The sequence below is a fragment of the Micromonospora sp. H61 genome, assembly GCF_018070325.1.
Classification (GTDB): Bacteria; Actinomycetota; Actinomycetes; order Mycobacteriales; family Micromonosporaceae; genus Micromonospora; species Micromonospora salmantinae.
Map to the genome: position 1 here is coordinate 30,057 of NZ_JAGPXY010000053.1, position 15,806 is coordinate 45,862.

17 protein-coding genes are annotated in these 15,806 nt (G+C 70.5%); 7 read left to right on the forward strand and 10 right to left on the reverse strand.

Annotated elements, in window-relative coordinates:
• Positions 1–47: 47 nt before the first annotated feature.
• Positions 48–536 (reverse strand): hypothetical protein, encoded by a 489-nt coding sequence (locus KBX08_RS23305; RefSeq protein WP_210785518.1) that lies wholly within the window; start codon positions 534–536, stop codon positions 48–50.
• Between the two features lie 282 nt (positions 537–818).
• Between KBX08_RS23305 and KBX08_RS34770 the strand changes: the two genes are divergently transcribed.
• Positions 819–2,969, forward strand: coding sequence for a tetratricopeptide repeat protein (locus KBX08_RS34770; RefSeq protein ID WP_210785519.1), 2,151 nt, complete (start codon positions 819–821; stop codon positions 2,967–2,969).
• A 4-nt stretch (positions 2,970–2,973) separates the two neighbouring features.
• On the opposite strand, the gene KBX08_RS23315 is transcribed toward KBX08_RS34770, so the two are convergent.
• Genes KBX08_RS23315 through KBX08_RS23325 form a run of 3 tightly spaced genes read right to left on the reverse strand, consistent with a single transcriptional unit; the run spans position 2,974 to position 5,220 of the window.
• Complete coding sequence (locus KBX08_RS23315) at positions 2,974–3,915, reverse strand: threonine/serine dehydratase (protein ID WP_210785520.1); 942 nt, start codon at positions 3,913–3,915, stop codon at positions 2,974–2,976.
• Between the two features lie 16 nt (positions 3,916–3,931).
• Positions 3,932–4,732 (reverse strand): hypothetical protein, encoded by an 801-nt coding sequence (locus tag KBX08_RS23320; protein WP_210785521.1) that lies wholly within the window; start codon positions 4,730–4,732, stop codon positions 3,932–3,934.
• Positions 4,733–4,758: 26 nt separating this feature from the next.
• A complete protein-coding gene (locus tag KBX08_RS23325) occupies positions 4,759–5,220 on the reverse strand; it encodes a hypothetical protein (RefSeq protein ID WP_210785522.1) in 462 nt (153 codons plus the stop codon).
• Between KBX08_RS23325 and KBX08_RS23330 the strand changes: the two genes are divergently transcribed.
• A complete protein-coding gene (locus tag KBX08_RS23330; RefSeq protein WP_210785523.1) occupies positions 5,208–5,531 on the forward strand; it encodes a hypothetical protein in 324 nt (107 codons plus the stop codon). The two genes, KBX08_RS23325 and KBX08_RS23330, sit on opposite strands and share 13 nt — an antisense overlap.
• Before the next feature lie 204 nt (positions 5,532–5,735).
• Here KBX08_RS23330 and KBX08_RS23335 read toward each other — a convergent pair whose 3' ends face one another.
• The 4 genes from KBX08_RS23335 to KBX08_RS23350 all read right to left on the reverse strand — a co-directional run bounded on the left by KBX08_RS23335 (position 5,736) and on the right by KBX08_RS23350 (position 7,878).
• Positions 5,736–6,233, reverse strand: coding sequence for an NUDIX hydrolase (locus KBX08_RS23335; RefSeq protein ID WP_210785524.1), 498 nt, complete (start codon positions 6,231–6,233; stop codon positions 5,736–5,738).
• 9 nt (positions 6,234–6,242) lie between these two features.
• Entirely contained in the window at positions 6,243–6,497 is a 255-nt protein-coding gene (locus KBX08_RS23340; RefSeq protein ID WP_007465523.1) for a Smr/MutS family protein, read from the reverse strand.
• A 122-nt stretch (positions 6,498–6,619) separates the two neighbouring features.
• Complete coding sequence (locus tag KBX08_RS23345; protein WP_112584722.1) at positions 6,620–6,988, reverse strand: M48 family metallopeptidase; 369 nt, start codon at positions 6,986–6,988, stop codon at positions 6,620–6,622.
• A gap of 119 nt (positions 6,989–7,107) precedes the next feature.
• Entirely contained in the window at positions 7,108–7,878 is a 771-nt protein-coding gene (locus KBX08_RS23350) for an ROK family protein (protein WP_210785525.1), read from the reverse strand.
• A 62-nt stretch (positions 7,879–7,940) separates the two neighbouring features.
• On the opposite strand from KBX08_RS23350, the gene KBX08_RS23355 reads away from it, so the two are divergent.
• The 3 genes from KBX08_RS23355 (at position 7,941) to KBX08_RS23365 (ending at position 10,751) form a co-directional block, all read left to right on the forward strand.
• A complete protein-coding gene (locus KBX08_RS23355) occupies positions 7,941–9,578 on the forward strand; it encodes an ABC-F family ATP-binding cassette domain-containing protein (protein WP_210785526.1) in 1,638 nt (545 codons plus the stop codon).
• A gap of 38 nt (positions 9,579–9,616) precedes the next feature.
• Positions 9,617–9,925, forward strand: coding sequence for a hypothetical protein (locus KBX08_RS23360; protein ID WP_124822832.1), 309 nt, complete (start codon positions 9,617–9,619; stop codon positions 9,923–9,925).
• A gap of 100 nt (positions 9,926–10,025) precedes the next feature.
• Positions 10,026–10,751, forward strand: a complete 726-nt coding sequence (locus KBX08_RS23365; RefSeq protein ID WP_210785527.1) for a methyltransferase domain-containing protein — start codon at positions 10,026–10,028, stop codon at positions 10,749–10,751.
• On the opposite strand, the gene KBX08_RS23370 is transcribed toward KBX08_RS23365, so the two are convergent.
• Both KBX08_RS23370 and KBX08_RS23375 read right to left on the reverse strand, forming a co-directional pair.
• A complete protein-coding gene (locus KBX08_RS23370) occupies positions 10,748–11,755 on the reverse strand; it encodes a LacI family DNA-binding transcriptional regulator (RefSeq protein ID WP_210785528.1) in 1,008 nt (335 codons plus the stop codon). The two genes, KBX08_RS23365 and KBX08_RS23370, sit on opposite strands and share 4 nt — an antisense overlap.
• 37 nt (positions 11,756–11,792) lie before the next feature.
• Positions 11,793–13,274 (reverse strand): amino acid permease, encoded by a 1,482-nt coding sequence (locus KBX08_RS23375; RefSeq protein WP_210785529.1) that lies wholly within the window; start codon positions 13,272–13,274, stop codon positions 11,793–11,795.
• 202 nt (positions 13,275–13,476) lie between these two features.
• Between KBX08_RS23375 and KBX08_RS23380 the strand changes: the two genes are divergently transcribed.
• A complete protein-coding gene (locus KBX08_RS23380) occupies positions 13,477–15,153 on the forward strand; it encodes a glycoside hydrolase family 10 protein (protein ID WP_210785530.1) in 1,677 nt (558 codons plus the stop codon).
• 107 nt (positions 15,154–15,260) lie between these two features.
• A complete protein-coding gene (locus tag KBX08_RS23385; RefSeq protein ID WP_210785531.1) occupies positions 15,261–15,797 on the forward strand; it encodes a phospholipase in 537 nt (178 codons plus the stop codon).
• Positions 15,798–15,806: the final 9 nt, after the last annotated feature.

Genomic DNA, 15,806 nt, shown 5'->3' on the forward strand with positions numbered 1-15,806 from the left:
TCCGGCGGAGTGGTCTTTCCGCCGGACCACCGTTCCCTCTCTTCCGGTCAGCCCACCGGTTCGGGTTGGCCGGCACCGACCCGGTGCCAGCGATTACCGTCGTGGTCGGTGAAGGTGAGGTCGACCAGAACGGTGTCGCCCGTGCGGAGCCGGTGCTCCGCCGCGACGGTGACGAAGAGGTCGTGCACGTCGCGGCCGGGGATCCGACGGACCTGTTTCGCTGCGGCCAGCCCGACCGGCGGCGCGTCCGGATCGTCGGGTGGAACGAGTCGAGCCAGCGCCACCACGTCCAGCACCGGGGCGTCACTCTCGTTGGCCACGGCGACCCGCAGCACCGAGGTGCCGCGAATCTCGGCCACCGCCGAGACCAGCCGAGCCTGGGTGGCCCGGACTCGCAGATCGTCGTTACGACGGGCCCGGATTTCCCGCCGCAGTCCGAGGTAGACGAAGAGCACGCTGGCGATGGAGCCGACCGCGCCGAACCAGTCCGGCACGGAACCCCAGTCGACGACGTCCTGGATTGGCGACCAGTTCATAGGTCCATCGTGGATGCCCGTGTCGAGTGCCGCGCACGGCGGATCGGCCGGAATCAGCAGCGAATTGGGAATTCCGACACTGATTTTGGTCAGCCGGGCGGCCTAAACGGAGAGTGTGCAACCCAGTACGGGGGTGGATACGCTTGCGGTCGACATGGTGCGGGCGGCAATCCCTCCGACTGTCCACCAGATGGACAGGTATCAAACGCCTCCGCCCCATTGTGAATTCGCCACCGAAGGGGGACCGCATTGACTGCGGACGTTCCACCCGAGGATGCCGGCGTGCCTCGGCCTGCGTACGACCGGCCGAGTCGGGTCTCCGTCGATCCACCGCTCGGGCGACTGGACAGCCCACTGCACGGGCGCGACGACCTGATCGACGAGATCGTCCAACCGGGGGAAATTGCCCAGGGCCGGCCCGGTGTGCACATCCTGTGCGGCATGGGCGGCTCCGGCAAGAGCCACGTCGCGCTGGAGATCGCCCGCCGGGCCCGCGCTGGAGGCCGGACGGTCTGGTGGGTGCAGGCCGGGCGGCTCAACTCCGGGATGCGGGAGGTGGTCAGCCAACTCGGCGCGTCGGAGACCCAGGTCGACCAGGCGTGGGCCGGGATGATCAGCGCCACCGACCTGGTGTGGCGCTACCTCAACCAGGCCGCGCAGCCCTGGTTGTTGATCTTCGACAGTGCCGACGAGCCCGCCAGCCTGGGCCCCACCGACGGAGTGCTCGCCGACGGCACCGGCTGGCTGCGCAGCCCGGAGGCCGACGACGGCATGGTCATCGTGACCAGCCGGGACGGCAACCGGGCCACCTGGGGCACCTGGTCGGTGCTGCACCAGGTGCGCCCGCTCGACGCCGACGCCGGCGCAAAGGTGCTCATCGACCGGGCCGGCGCCCAGGCCGGCGGCCTGGTCGACGCCCGGGAACTCGCCCGGGAGCTGGGCGGGCTGCCCCTCGCCCTACGCGCCGCCGGCAACTACCTGCGGTCGGTCAACGCCAGCCCGGTCTGGCGCGGCTCATCCACAATCACCACCTTCGCCGACTACCGGACGGCAGTGCAGCGTCGGTTCCGCTCACCGCGCGACGCCGCCGACGTCGACCTCGACGAGTCCCTCGGCCTGGAGATCGTCCGCGAGGTCGACGACATCTCACTGGACCTGCTGGCCCGCCGCCAACTCCAACAGAGCCGGCCACTGCTCAACGTGCTGGCCTGCCTGAGCATCTCCCCGGTGCCCTACGAGGTGGTGCTCAAGCCGGCCATCCTGGCCGAGTCGCCGCTCTTCAAGGGGCTCACCGGCCGGCAGCGGGTGAAGGTGCTGGAGGGCATCGGCAACCTGGCCCTGGTCGACTTCGACGTGCAGGAGGAGGTCACCGACCCGGCGTTCGCGCACGTGCTCTCGCTGCACCCACTGGTGCACGCGATGTTCCGCGACCGCGACGAGGTGCGTGAGCAGATCGCCGAGTACCACGGGCTGGTCATGAAGCTGCTGCTCGCCGCCACCGAGGGGCAGAACCCGGACGACTCGGCGGCCTGGACCAACTGGGACGTGCTGGTGCCGCACCTGGTCGAGGCCGTGCGGGAATACCTCGTGCCGCAGAAACACAAGCACGACCCCGAGACGGTACGCCGCGCGCTGGAGCTGACCCGGCTCACCGCCCGCTACCTCATCGCGGTCGGCCTACCCGGCTCGGCCTTCGACATCCTCGACCCGATCGTGCGCGGTTGCGCAGCGTACGACCACGACCTGGACCGACCGCAGGTGCTGGCGCTGCGCCACGAACTGGGCCGCACCTGGCTGGAGCGCAACCAGCCGGAGATGGCCGACCGGGTGCTCCGCGAGGTCATCGCGGACCGCACCAGGGTGCTGGGCAGCGACGACGCCGACACCCTCGCCAGCCGGCACAAGCTCACCAAGGCGATCATGGCGCAGCGCCAGTGGCCGGAGGCCGAGCTGGAGCTGCGGCAGATCGTCGCCGCCGAGGACCAGGTACGTGGCCCGGAACACTGGGACACCATGATCGTGCGGCACAGCCTGGCGCTGGCGGTGCTGGCCCAGCAACGGGCGCCCGAGGCCGAGGAGATGCTGCACGCCATCCTGGAGGTCCGCTACCGGTTGTGGCCGCTCAACCAACCGGAGACCTGGCAGGCCCGGCACACGCTGGCCCGCTGCATGCAGGCGCAGGGCCGGCTCGCCGAGGCGGAGGCCGAACTGCGGGCCACCCTGGCCACCGTCGAACCCCGGCACGCCGACCGCAGCGAGGTGCTCGCCATCCGATCCACCCTGGCCCTGGTGCTACTGCTCGAGGAGCAGGTCGACGCGGCGATCGAGGTGTACGAGCAGCTGCTGGCCGACCGCCGGCGGCTCCTCGGCGACACCCACCTGGACACCCTTCAGGTGGAACACGCGCTGCGCCGGCTGCGCGACGGCGACTGACCGGTCAGTGCGGCGCGGCCGGGCCCAGGTCACTCGGGTCGGTGTTGCCACCACAGATGATCACTGCCACCCGCTCCCCCGGCTGCGGCACGTACGCGCCGCCGACCAGCGCGGCCAGCGCGGCGGCACCACCCAACTCGGCCGCGACCCGCAACTCCGACCAGAGCAACCGACGCGCCCGCACCAGGTCCTCGTCGCGGACCAGCACTGACACCACCTCGGTCCGGCGGGCGGTGTCGAAGGCGATCTCGCCGATCCGCCGGGCACCCAGCGAGTCGGTGGCGATACCACCCACCTCGATGTCGACCGGCCGACCCGCCTTGAGGGCCGAGTGCAGGGTGGGAATCTGCTCCGGCTCGACCGCCACGACCCGTACCGAACCACCGAACCAACTGGCGATACCGGACACCAACCCGCCACCACCGACCGCCACCAGCACTGTGTCGAGCCCGCCCACCTGCCGCTCCAGCTCCCGGCCGACGGTGCCCTGACCGGCCACCACCTCCGGCTGGTCGTACGCGTGCACTACCAGCGCGCCGGTCTCCCCGGCCCGCTGGGTGCTCGCCGCCAACGCCTCGGCGTAGTGCTGGCCCACCTGGCGCACCTGTGCGCCCAACCCGGCCAACCGCTGCACCTTCACCGGCGAGGCGGTGACCGGCACGAAGACCTCCGCCGGCACGCCCAACGACCGGGCCGCGTACGCGACGGCGAGGCCATGGTTGCCACCAGACGCGGCGATCACCCCGGCCGAGGGCAACGACCCCTGGAGCATCCGGTTGAACGCGCCACGCGGCTTGAACGAGCCGGTGTGCTGGTGCAGCTCCAACTTGAGGCTGAGTTGCCCGGGCACACCCAGATCGGCGCCGTCGACGGCGATGACCGGGGTTTCCCGGACCCGCCCCTCGACAAGGGCCGCGGCCGCCTCGACGTCGCTTCTGTCCACCATGGGGAAACGCCCTTCACTACGACCAGAGGGCCAGTCGACCATCGTCGGTGAGCCCGACGAAACATCCTATGGAGATCCGTCGGCCATCCGACGCGGGACGCACCGTGTGATAGTGCCGCGGATCAAACAGAAAGCCCTCCCCGAGCGTGGGGCGCAACGTCAACGACTGCGCTTCGGCGACCACCGCCTCCTGGAAGCCGTACCCGCCGGGGATCCGCAACGGCTCGTCTTTCGGCTGCCAGCGCCGCCGCCACAACACTGTCTCACCACCGACCGGTGGCACCCGGATGTAGATGTTGAACGCCAACTGGGCCACCACCTCGCCGTCGAGCAGCCGACCCGCGTACTCCCGTACCGCGTCGTCGAAGTGCACCTGGAGCCCTGCGTTGATCTCGCGGACGATGCCGACGTGCATCTCCCGACCCTGCCGCCGCCCGGGTGCCACGTCCGGCCAGGCATCGCCGAACGCGGCCAGGCACAGGTCCCGGGGCGAGTCCGACAGGCCCAGCGTCGACCAGCTCTTCTCGGCTGCGCCGGCCGCGTCCCAGTAGTCCTCGCGGAGTGCCCCGGCGGACCGGTGGTCGTTGATGGCCGGACCGAACTTGGCGACGACGGGAAAGACCCGGCTCTCGTCGTAGCGGTCCATCGGCGCGTTGGCGAGGGCGGCGGTGATCGCCTGGCAGCGGGCCGCGGAGAGCAACCCCGGCACCCGAACGGCGGCCAGCCGCCCCGCGATGAGCCCGGCGACATCCGCTCGGGTGATCGACCCTGATTCGACGGCGACGAACAAGGGATCGGTAGTGCTCGAATGCTGCACGGCGGTCCTCCCGTAACGAAGATCCCTCACCGGACTTGTCGCGCCCCCCGACCCGCGCACAATGCAATGTACAAACCGCAGGCAAGACGAGATAACCGCAGTTCCGGGCGGCATGGCGCGGCCACCGCTACCATCGGCGCAACCGGGGTACGCGACACCGAGCCGTACGGCGGAAGCTTTCCACCGATCGGGGAATGGTGACGATTCTCGGCGTGACGCATGATGCGACTAGTTCGAACGCTGACAAGGAGTTCGAGATGGCAGGCGCCGGCCCGACGGATCTTGACATGCACGTCGACCGCCTGGAAATGGCGCGTCGAATAGCCCGAGAAATGATCGAGTCCGACCATCAGGCCCTGGAGCTCGCCGTCCGGCAGCGCCCACAGTGCTGGTCCCGACGCCCCACCGGCCACGGCGCCCGCGCCGAAGCTCTCGCGGGCTGACGCTTCCTCTCGCAACAGCGGATACTCCGGCGATGACCCTGTCACCGTCACGCTCCTCGTTCCTGGTGCTCGCCGGCTGGTACGTGGCCGTCGTCGTGGCGTTCGGCCTCTTCCTCGGCACGCTCTCCGGGTCGGTCCCGACGGACTGCGGCGAGGTGTGCGACTCCGAACGATCGAGGACGTTGCTCTTCGGGCTCTACGTGGCCCTGCCGGCGCTGTTCCTCGCAGCGCTGGTCAGCCTGGCGACGCTCGCGGCACTCATCTCCCGCACCCGGATCCGCTCGTCGACCCTGGTGGGCACCCTCGCCGCGCTGCTCCCGCTGCTCGCCTGCAGCCTCCTCGTCACCAGCCTCTGACCGACGCCCCACCGGCGCCGATCTTGGAGTTTCGGTCGCCGAATTGCACGGAATTCCTGCTTATGTCGCGACAGGAAACGCAAGATCGCGGAGGAGGGGCAGTCTGTCCCCGTCGATCATTGGGTTGTGGTGCCAGGTTCGGCGTTATATGGGGGTTTTGTCGGCCACCACAACTCCATGATCGACGAGGCGGTGCGGCTCTGCCTAGAGGCCAAGCGGGACGGGTTGGGTTGGTGCTCCGTCAGCGATCAATGCGGCCAACGGCGTGGCGAGGTCCCGTGGCGAGAACAGTTCCGGACCGTGGTGTTCCCTGATCTCCGACAGCGACCACCAACGCCACCCGGTGACGTGCTCGGCGGCGAGTTCCTCATCGCTCATCGCGCCGCGTGGCGTGAACGACGCGGTCCGCACGAGGAAGTAGTCGTTCGCGACGCCATCGTGGCCGGAAGCGTGCCCGGAGGCGACCACCTCCTGACGCCAGACCTGCGGCGGGTCGGCATCGATCGCAAGACCGACCTCTTCGTGCAGCTCTCGCCGCAGGGCGACCAGCGGCGTCTCGCCGTCTTCGACGCCACCCCCGGGGGTGATCCACACGACGATCGTGCCCGCCGGGTCCGGAATGGCGAGTCGGAGCAACAGAACCCGGTAGTCGTCATCGACGATGATCGCCCGGGCGGTTTGACGCAGGTTCACCGTCGACATGCGCGCGGCCTACTTCCAGCGGAAGTGGACGAAGAGGCGGCCGAAGTTCTTCGAGTCCTTCTCCACGCGGTGGTAGAGCTGCTTGACGTCCTTCTGGTCGAGGAACCGCAGCACCCGCTTCTTGAGCTGGCCGGACCCCTTGCCGGGGATGATCTCGACGAGGGTGGCCTTCTTCGCCACCGCCTCGTCCATGATCCCGCGCAACGCCCGGTCGATGTCCTGGCCCTTGTTGAAGATCTCGTGCAGGTCCAGCTTGAGCTTCATGCCGCAGCCCCCGGCCGGTCAGGTCCCATGTCCGCCATCCTAGGCACGCCCGGCGGGCCGCTTGCTCCGACGACGGCAGGGGCGGCCCCTGAGGACCGCCCCTGCCATGTCACGACGCACGTTCAGCGCCGGCCGCCGAGGCGGGTCTCCACCCGCTCAAGCGCGGTCCGGTAGTCGTCGTTGGCCGCGTACATCGCGGCGGCGATCCGTAGGTGCCGCAGCGCGTCGGTGTGTCGGTTCAGTCGCTCCAGCGTCCGACCGAGCACGTGGTGCGCGTAGTGGTCGCTCGGGTCCCGCTCGACCAGCTCGCGCAGATGCTCCTCGGCCCGGTTGAGCTGGGCCGACTGGAAGTATGCCCGAGCCAGCAGTTGCCGGACCGCCGCGTTGCCGGGTTCGGCGTCGATGATCGGCTCCAGCAGTCGGGCTGCCCCGCTGGGGTCACCGGTTTCGAAGAACATGGTCGCCCGCCGGTAGTCCGCCAGAAGATCCATCTGCCACCTCCTCGGGTCGCACCGTCACCTGTTCCGACGCTGGCACAACACCGGGAGTTTGGCGACTGTTCCCGGGGTCGAGATCAGGTCAGTTCGGGCCGCCGACGGCCGCCGAAGGGTCAGGTGCGGGCGTCCCGGCGTCCGGCAGAAAGTTCCCAGGCGCGGACACCGCCGACGATTCCGGCGGTGTTCGGCACCACCACCACGTCGTCGCCCATCCGGGCCAGTTGCTCGGGCCGGATCAGTCGGGAGTTACCCCCGCCCAGGTAGAGCCGGTCCCAGCGGAACACCGGGCGCAGCCCGTCCACCACCTGGCGGATCCGACGGGACCAGAAGGCGTCGCCGAGCCGCCGCCGTTCCGGCTCGCCGACGTACGTGTCGTAGGTGGTGCCCCAGCGCACCGGCGCGTGCGACAACTCCAGGTGCGGCGCGAGCACCCCGCCGTCGAAAAGCGCGCTGCCCAGCCCCGTCCCCAGGGTCAGCACCAGCTCGCAGCCGGTGCCGGCGACCACTCCGGCGCCGTGCACCTCGGCGTCGTTGAGCACCAGCGCCGGCACCCCGAACGCGTCGGCCAGTGCACCGCGCGCGTCCCAGCCGGACCACTCGGCGAGCAGGTCCGGGTCGACCCGGGTGCGGGGGCCGTTGCGGGTCACGTAGTGCGGGGTGCTCACCACCACTCCGTGCCGGATCATCCCGGGTACGCCGACAGTGATCCGGTCCGCCGTTGGCAGGCGCCCGCCGAGATCCCGCAGGGTCCGGACAAACAGCGCGGGCGGCAACGGGTACGGGGTGGGCACCCGCAACGGCCGGGCCCGCATCGTTCCCGCCTCGTCGAGCACGGACGCCTTGATGCCCCCGCCGCCACAGTCGATCGCCAGTGTGGTCACCACGTCGTTGAGTCTGCCCGCTGCCGGCCGGTCGTATGCGGGCGGCCGGATAGGCTGCCGTCCTGATGAGCGCCACGATGATCGTCAAGGACCTGGCCGCCGGGCACGGCGACCGCCCGCTCTTCGCCGGACTGGACCTGGTGGTCGCCCCCGGCGACGTGGTCGGGCTGGTCGGGCCGAACGGGGCCGGCAAGTCGACGCTGCTGCGTACCCTCGCCGGGTTGTTGCCGGTCGAGGCCGGCAGCGTGCGGCTCAGCCCGCCCACCGCGAGCGTCGGGCACCTGCCGCAGGAGCCGGAACGGCGGCCGGGCGAGACGGTACGGGACTTCCTGGCCCGCCGGACCGGGGTGACCGCCGCGCAGGCGGCGTTGGACGCGGCGACCGAGGCGCTGACCGCCGGGGCGGCGGGTGCCGACGACGCGTACGGCGACGCGCTGGAGCGCTGGCTCGCCCTCGGCGGCGCGGACCTCGACGAACGCGCCGAGCAGGTAAGCGCCGACCTGGGGCTGGCTGTCGACCTTGACCACCCGACGACAGGGCTCTCCGGGGGCCAGGCGGCCCGGGCCGGGCTCGCGTCGCTGCTGCTCAGCCGGTACGACGTGTTCCTGCTCGACGAGCCGACGAACGACCTGGACCTGGCCGGGTTGGAGCGGCTGGAGGAGTTCGTCACCGGTCTGCGGGCCGGCACGGTGCTGGTCAGCCACGACCGGGAGTTCCTCACCCGCACGGTGACCCGGGTCGTGGAGCTGGACCTGGCGCAGCAGCAGGTGAACCACTACGGCGGCGGCTACGCGGCCTACCTGGAGGAGCGCGAGGTGGCCCGCCGGCACGCCCGCGCGGACTTCGAGGAGTACGCCGACACGAAGGCCGGGCTGGAGGCTCGGGCCCGTACCCAGCGTGGGTGGATGGAGAAGGGCGTGCGGAACGCCCGCCGCAAGGCCACCGACAACGACAAGATCGGCCGCAAGTTCCGCAGCGAGTCGAGCGAGAAGCAGGCCGCCAAGGCCAAGCAGACCGAACGGCTGATCGAACGGCTCGACGTGGTCGAGGAGCCCCGCAAGGAGTGGGAGCTGCGGATGGAGATCGCCGCCGCGCCCCGCGCCGGCGCCGTCGTGGCCACGCTGCGCGGAGCAGTGGTACGCCGTGGTGGCTTCACCCTCGGCCCGGTCGACCTCCAGATCGACTGGGCGGACCGGGTCGCGGTGACCGGGGCGAACGGCTCGGGCAAGTCCACCCTGTTGGCCGCGCTGCTGGGCCGGCTGCCGCTGGACGCCGGCACCGCCTCGCTCGGGCCCGGCGTGGTGGTCGGCGAGGTGGACCAGGCCCGGGGGCTGTTCCTCGGCGACGTGCCGCTGATCGACGCGTTCGAGGCGGCCGTACCCCATTTGTCGCCGGCGGACGCGCGGACCCTGCTGGCCAAGTTCGGCCTGCGGGCGGCGCACGTGCCCCGACCGGCGGCCACCCTCTCCCCCGGTGAGCGGACCCGGGCCGCGCTGGCCCTGCTCCAGGGCCGTGGGGTCAACCTGCTGGTGCTGGACGAGCCCACCAACCACCTGGACCTGCCCGCCATCGAGCAGCTCGAATCGGCGCTGGCCAGCTATCCCGGGACGCTGCTGCTGGTCACCCACGACCGGCGGATGCTGGCCGCCATCGAGACCAACCGGCGGCTGCGGGTCGACGCCGGGCGGATCGCCGAAGATTGATCCGTGCCCGCGGGCCGGCGCGGGGTGAGAATGACGCCATGCTCAAGTGGGAGTACGCCCTGCTGGTCCGCCGCCGCCAGGCTGCGACAAACGACCTCGGCTGGGAGGTCGTCTTCGTCTGGTACGGGCCGGACGGCTCGATGGTCGACGTGACGCCGTACGGCGACACCTCGCTGGCCCACCTGAACCGGGCCGGCGACCAGGGCTGGGAGTTGGTCGCGATGAGCGAGGACCCGTCCCTGCCCGGCAACCACGAACTGCACCGCTACCACCTCAAGCGGCCGAAGCCCGCCGACCCGCCGCCTCGCCAGCGGATGCGCGGGGGCCGCCGCACCCTCTCCGGCTGACCCGACCGCGCCAGGCCGCGCACCGGAAGTCGGCAACGAGGCGGGCGAGCGGGGCATACCGGGCGCGATTGCGGGTATCGCGCGGCGGGAGGTGGCCCGAATGGTCGCTTTGGCACAGACTCCGCCCTCGGCCGACCGGCTGCGGGCGATCGACGATTTCCTCGCTCAGGCGTGGGCGGACCAGGTCCGCCACGATGATCGGTTGCGGGACCTGGCGGTCGAGGTGCGGTTCGACCGGGGGGTGGCCCATCTGAGCGGCGACGTGGCCGATCCCACCCAGCTACGGCTGGTGCGGGACCTGGTGGGGCGGCTGGCCGGTGTCTACGGCGTCTGGTGCCGGGTCGGCATCGGCGGGCGGGCGCCGGTGGTGGTGGACCTCGGTTGTGGGCCGACCAAGCAGTGGTCGAGCAACCTGGGGCTGGACATCTACCCGGCACCCGGCGTGAATGCCGTGGCGGACCTGTCCGGCTCGCTGCCGCTCGCCGACAACTCGGTGGACGTCCTCTTCGCGGTGCACATCCTGGAGCACCTGATCGACTTCCTGCCGCTGGTCGACGAGTGTCATCGGGTACTCCGCCCCGGTGGGGTGCTGCACGTGATGAGCCCCTGGTGGGGGCATGTGAACGCGGTGGCCGACCCGACCCACGTCCGGCTGATGGACGTGCAGACGTTCAAGGGGATCTGCCAACTGCGGCCACCGGGCACGCCGCGCTGGTACCCACTGCACGCGGGCTGCGACGGCGCCTCGATCTTCGCCGACCTGACGCCCCTTCCCCAGGACGCCGACGCGGCACCGCAGTCCCACCTGGCCCGCTTCTTCGACTAGCGGGTCCGGGTGGACTCGCGGAGTTCCAGGCGGTAGGGGGCGCGGAGTTCCCGGGCGGAGACGGTGGGATCACCCTCCAGGCGGTTGGCGAGGAGTTCGACGGCCAGGCGGGCGACCTGCTCCTTGTCCGGGGCGACGGTGCTCAGGGTCGGGGTGGCGAACCTGCCGTCCTCGATGTCGTCGAAGCCGGCCACCGCCATGTCCTCGGGCACCCGCAGGCCGGCCTCGTGCAGCGCCCGCAGGGCACCGAGGGCCAGCGTGTCGTTGAAGCAGAAGACGGCGTCGGGGCGTACCCCGCAGGTGAGCAGGCCCCGCATCGCGGCCGCGCCGTCGGCGCGGTGCCAGGCCGGCGCGGACGCCACCAGGTCCTGGTCGTGGTCGAGGCCGGCGGCGCGCAGCGCGTCGCGGTAGCCGGCCAGGCGCAGCCGGGCGCTGGCACCCTCGTCGGTGCGCTGCGCGCCGATGGCAGCGATCCGGCGGTGACCCAACTGGATCAGGTGGCTGGTGATCTCCCGGGCCGCTGCCACGTTGTCGATCACCACGCGATCCGCCGGGCAGTGTTCGATCCGCTCGCCGAGCAGCACCATCGGAGTGCCGTCCAGACCGGCCAGGTCCGCGGCGGTGAGCGCCAACGGACTGAGGATGAGCCCGTCGATCAGGTGGTCGGTGATACCGGAGGCAAGCACCCGTTCCTGGTCACGCCGGCCGCCGGTCTGGTCGATGAGCACCGTCCAGGCGTGCTCGGCGGCGGCGCTGACCACGTGACGGGCCAGCTCGGCGAAGTACGGGATGTCCAGTTCCGGAACGGCCAGCGCGATCACGCCGGTGCGTCCCTTGCGGAGGTGACGGGCGGAGAGGTTGGGCCGGTAGTTGAGTTCGACGATCGCCTCCTCGACCCGGGCCCGGGTGTCCGGTCGTACGTGCACGTGGCCGTTCACGACGTTGGAGACGGTCTTGACGGAGACGCCGGCCCGTTCGGCCACGTCCTTGAGTCTGTGTCGCACGCCGCAACCTCCCCGAGGTGACGGGCGCACCATACCGTCAGCGACCCTCCTGCACGGCGGGCTCGTGCTGGGCCAGCCGGTTGCGGCGGCGGCCGTAGCCGAAGTAGATCAACGCGCCGAGCAGCATCCAGGCCAGGAACCGCAGCCAGGTCTCCACCGACAGGTTGAGCATCAGGTAGAAGCAGGCCAACGCCGAGACGATCGGCAGCACCGGTGAGAACGGCACCCGGAACGGCCGCTCCAGGTCGGGCCGCTTGCGGCGCAGGATCGGCACCGCCACCGACACGAGGACGAACGCGCAGAGCGCGCCGATGCTGACCAGGTCGGCCAGCGCGGACAGTGGCAGGAAGCCGGCCAGCAGCGCGACCGCCACCGTCATGATCGCCGAGATCCGGTACGGGGTGCCCCAGCGCGGGTGCACCTTCGCGATCGAGGGCGGGATCAACCCGTCCCGGGCGATGGCGAAGCCGATCCGGCCCATCGCCACCAGGTCGACCAGGATGACGCTGGTCAGGCCCGCGACCGCGGCGATGGAGACCAACACTGCCGCCCAGCCCGCGCCGACCGACTCGAAGGCCGACGCGATCGGGGCGCCCCGGTCGATCTCGGTGTACGGCACCATCCCGACCACCACCAGCGAGACGCCGATGTAGAGCACCGTGGAGATCAGCAGCGTGCCGAGCAGACCCAGGGTGAGGTCCCGCTTGGGCTTCCTCGTCTCCTCGCCCAGGTTGGCCACGGCCTCGAAGCCGGTGTACGCGAAGAAGACCACGGCGGCGGCGCTGAGCACCCCGACGAAGCCGAAGACCGACGGCTCCAGCCCGAAGAGCGCCTGCGTGACCGGCTGCTTGATGCCGTCGTCGCCGCTCCCGGCGGGCTCGGCCGGCGGGATGAACGGGGTGAGGTTGGCGGCCTTGACGAAGAACAGCCCGGCTACCACCACGAAGACGCAGATGGCCACCTTGACCAGCACCAGCAGGTTGGTGATCCGGGCGGATTCGCGGATGCCGACGATCGCCACGATGCCGAGGATCAGCACGATCGCGATGGCGCCCACGTTGACGGTGCTGCCCTCCTCGCCGAACCATCGGGTCGGCAGGTCGAGCAGTTCGGCGAGGTAGCCGGACCAGCCTCGGGCCACCACGGCGGCGCCGAGCGCGAACTCCAGCAGCAGGTCCCAGCCGATGATCCAGGCGACGATCTCGCCCATCGTGGCGTACGCGTAGGTGTAGGCGCTGCCGGCGGTCGGCACGCTGGAGGCCAACTCGGCGTAGCAGAGGGCGGCGAGCAGGGCCACCACGCCGGCGATGGCGAAGGAGATCACCACGCCCGGCCCGGCGCTGTCCCGGGCCTCGATCCCGGTGAGTGTGAAGATGCCGGTGCCGATCACGATGCCGATGCCGAAGCCGGTGAGGTCGATCGCGCCGAGCCGTCGCTTCAGCCCCAGCTGGCCGTCGCTGCCGTCCGCCTCACCTTGGGCTATCACGTCCTTGATTGGTTTTGTGCGCAGCACGGACACCCGGTCACCCCTCCCACCGTGCGACCACCCCCGTGGCGGCCGGTGACCGCCGTTGCTACCCACCGGCGCGATTGGTCAACCGCGAACTCTTGCGGCGACGGCCAGACTGTGAAAATTTCCTACCAGCAACGCGGACATCGACGGCGAATCTTGCCGCGCACCGCGCGAAACATCCGGGAGCCCCAACGAAGGGACACACCGCATGAAAGCCACCCGACTCGGAGTCACCGGGCTGATCGCAGCCCTGCTCGGCACGTTCGTCACCGCCACCCCCGCGAGCGCCGCACCCAGCGCGGCCGACACCACTGGCACCGCCACCTGCGCCACCGACCCGACCACCCCGAAACGGCAGTTCCGGGCCATGTGGATCTCCTCGGTGGTCAACATCGACTGGCCCAGCAAGGCGTCCCAGACCAACCCGGACCGGATCGCGGCCCAACAGGCCGAATACCGCGAGCTGCTCGACCTGGCCGGGCGACTGCACCACAACGCCGTCGTGGTGCAGGTCCGGCCCACCGCCGACGCGCTCTGGCCCTCGCCGTACGAGCCCTGGTCGGAATACCTGACCGGGGTACGCGGCCAGGACCCGGGCTGGGACCCACTGGCGTTCCTGGTCGACGAGTCGCACAAGCGGAACCTGGAGTTCCACGCCTGGTTCAACCCGTACCGCGTCTCCATGCCGGCCCCCGGCGGCGCCGGTGCGGACCTGACCCAGCTCGCCCCCGGCCACCCGGCCCAGCAGCACCCCGACTGGACCTTCGCCTACCCACCGGCCGGCGTGGCCGGCAGCCGGCTCTACTACAACCCCGGAATTCCCGAGGTCCGCGAGTTCGTCCAGACCGCCATGATGGACGCCGTCAATCGGTACGACATCGACGGCGTCCACTTCGACGACTACTTCTACCCCTACCCCAGCGGCACCTACCAGGTGCCGGACGACGCGACCTTCGCCGCCCACAACCGGGGCTTCACCGACCGGGCCGACTGGCGGCGGGACAACATCAACCTGCTGATCCAGGAGATGAACGGCAAGATCAAGGCGGCGAAGCCGTGGGTGAAGTTCGGCGTCAGCCCGTTCGGCATCTGGCGCAACAAGACCGCCGACCCGCTGGGTTCGGACACCACCGGCAGCCAGTCGTACGACATCATCTCCGCCGACACCCGCAAGTGGATCAAGCAGGAGTGGATCGACTACGTGGTGCCGCAGCTCTACTGGTACATCGGTCAGTACCCGGCCGCCGACTACGCGCGCCTGGTGCCGTGGTGGGCCGAGACGGTGCGCGGCACCCGCGTGCAGCTCTACATCGGCCAGGCCGACTACAAGAGCGGCGACCCGGCGTACGGGCCGTACTGGCAGAACCCGCGTGAGCTGTCCGACCACCTGACGCTCAACCGGTCGTACCCGGAGGTGCAGGGCAACGTGCACTTCTCCGCGGTGCAGGTGCGCGCCAACCGCCTCGGCGCCACCGACATCTACGCGGGCGAGCACTACTCCCGCCCGGCCCTGGTGCCGGCCATGCCCCACCTGCCGGCCCGGCCGCTGCTCTTCCCGGTGGTCAGCAAGGCGATCCGGCAGGCCGACGGGGTCCGGCTCACCTGGCGGCAGCCCGCCGACGGCGTCGGTCCGCTCGGCACCGCCACCTCGTACGCGATCTATCGGTTCGACGGCACCACGCTGCCCGGTCGGTGCGCCACTGCCGACGCCGCGCACCTGGTCGGCACCGTCCGGGCCACGCCCGGCAACGACCAGTCCTGGGTGGACACCTCGGCCGGGCCTGGTCGGCGCTACACCTACCGACTGACCGCACTGGACCGGTCGGCGAACGAGAGCCCCGCCAGCCCGCCGGCATTCGTCTGTTTCAACGCATGTCACCAATAGTTGGCGATACGCATACCGCCTAGTTGATCAGCTGATCGACACTCATCGACATCCGGTAACCCGCCGGTAACTTCCGTCCCACCCGCTCACCCCCGCGGAGGTAACCCGTGCCCCGACGTCTCGCCACCCTGATCGCCTCGGGCGCGTTAGCGCTGCTCGCCACCCTCGCCATCGCGTCCCCCGCCGCCGCCGTCACCCCGGCCCAACGGCTCTCCGTGCTGTCCAGCTGGACCCAGACCAGCGCGTCCAGCTACAACTCGTGGAACAGCGCCCGGGTCAACCGGGCACCCTGGGCCGAGTACAACTTCAACTGGTCCACCGACTACTGCTCGTCCAGCCCGGACAACCCGCTCGGCTTCACCTTCAACCTGGGCTGCTACCGACACGACTTCGGCTACCGCAACTACAAGGCGGTCGGCCAGTTCTCCGCCAACAAGTCCCGCCTCGACAGCGCCTTCTACGAGGACCTGAAGCGCGTCTGCACCACGTACAACTCGGTCGTCCGGCCGGCCTGCTACAGCCTGGCCTGGACCTACTACCAGGCGGTCAGCATCTTCGGTTCGGTAGCGGCCGTCCAGCAGGCCGACATCGACCGCGCTGCCCGAATGAAGGCCCAAGCCGAAGCCAACGCCAAAACCCACTAACCCCACCCC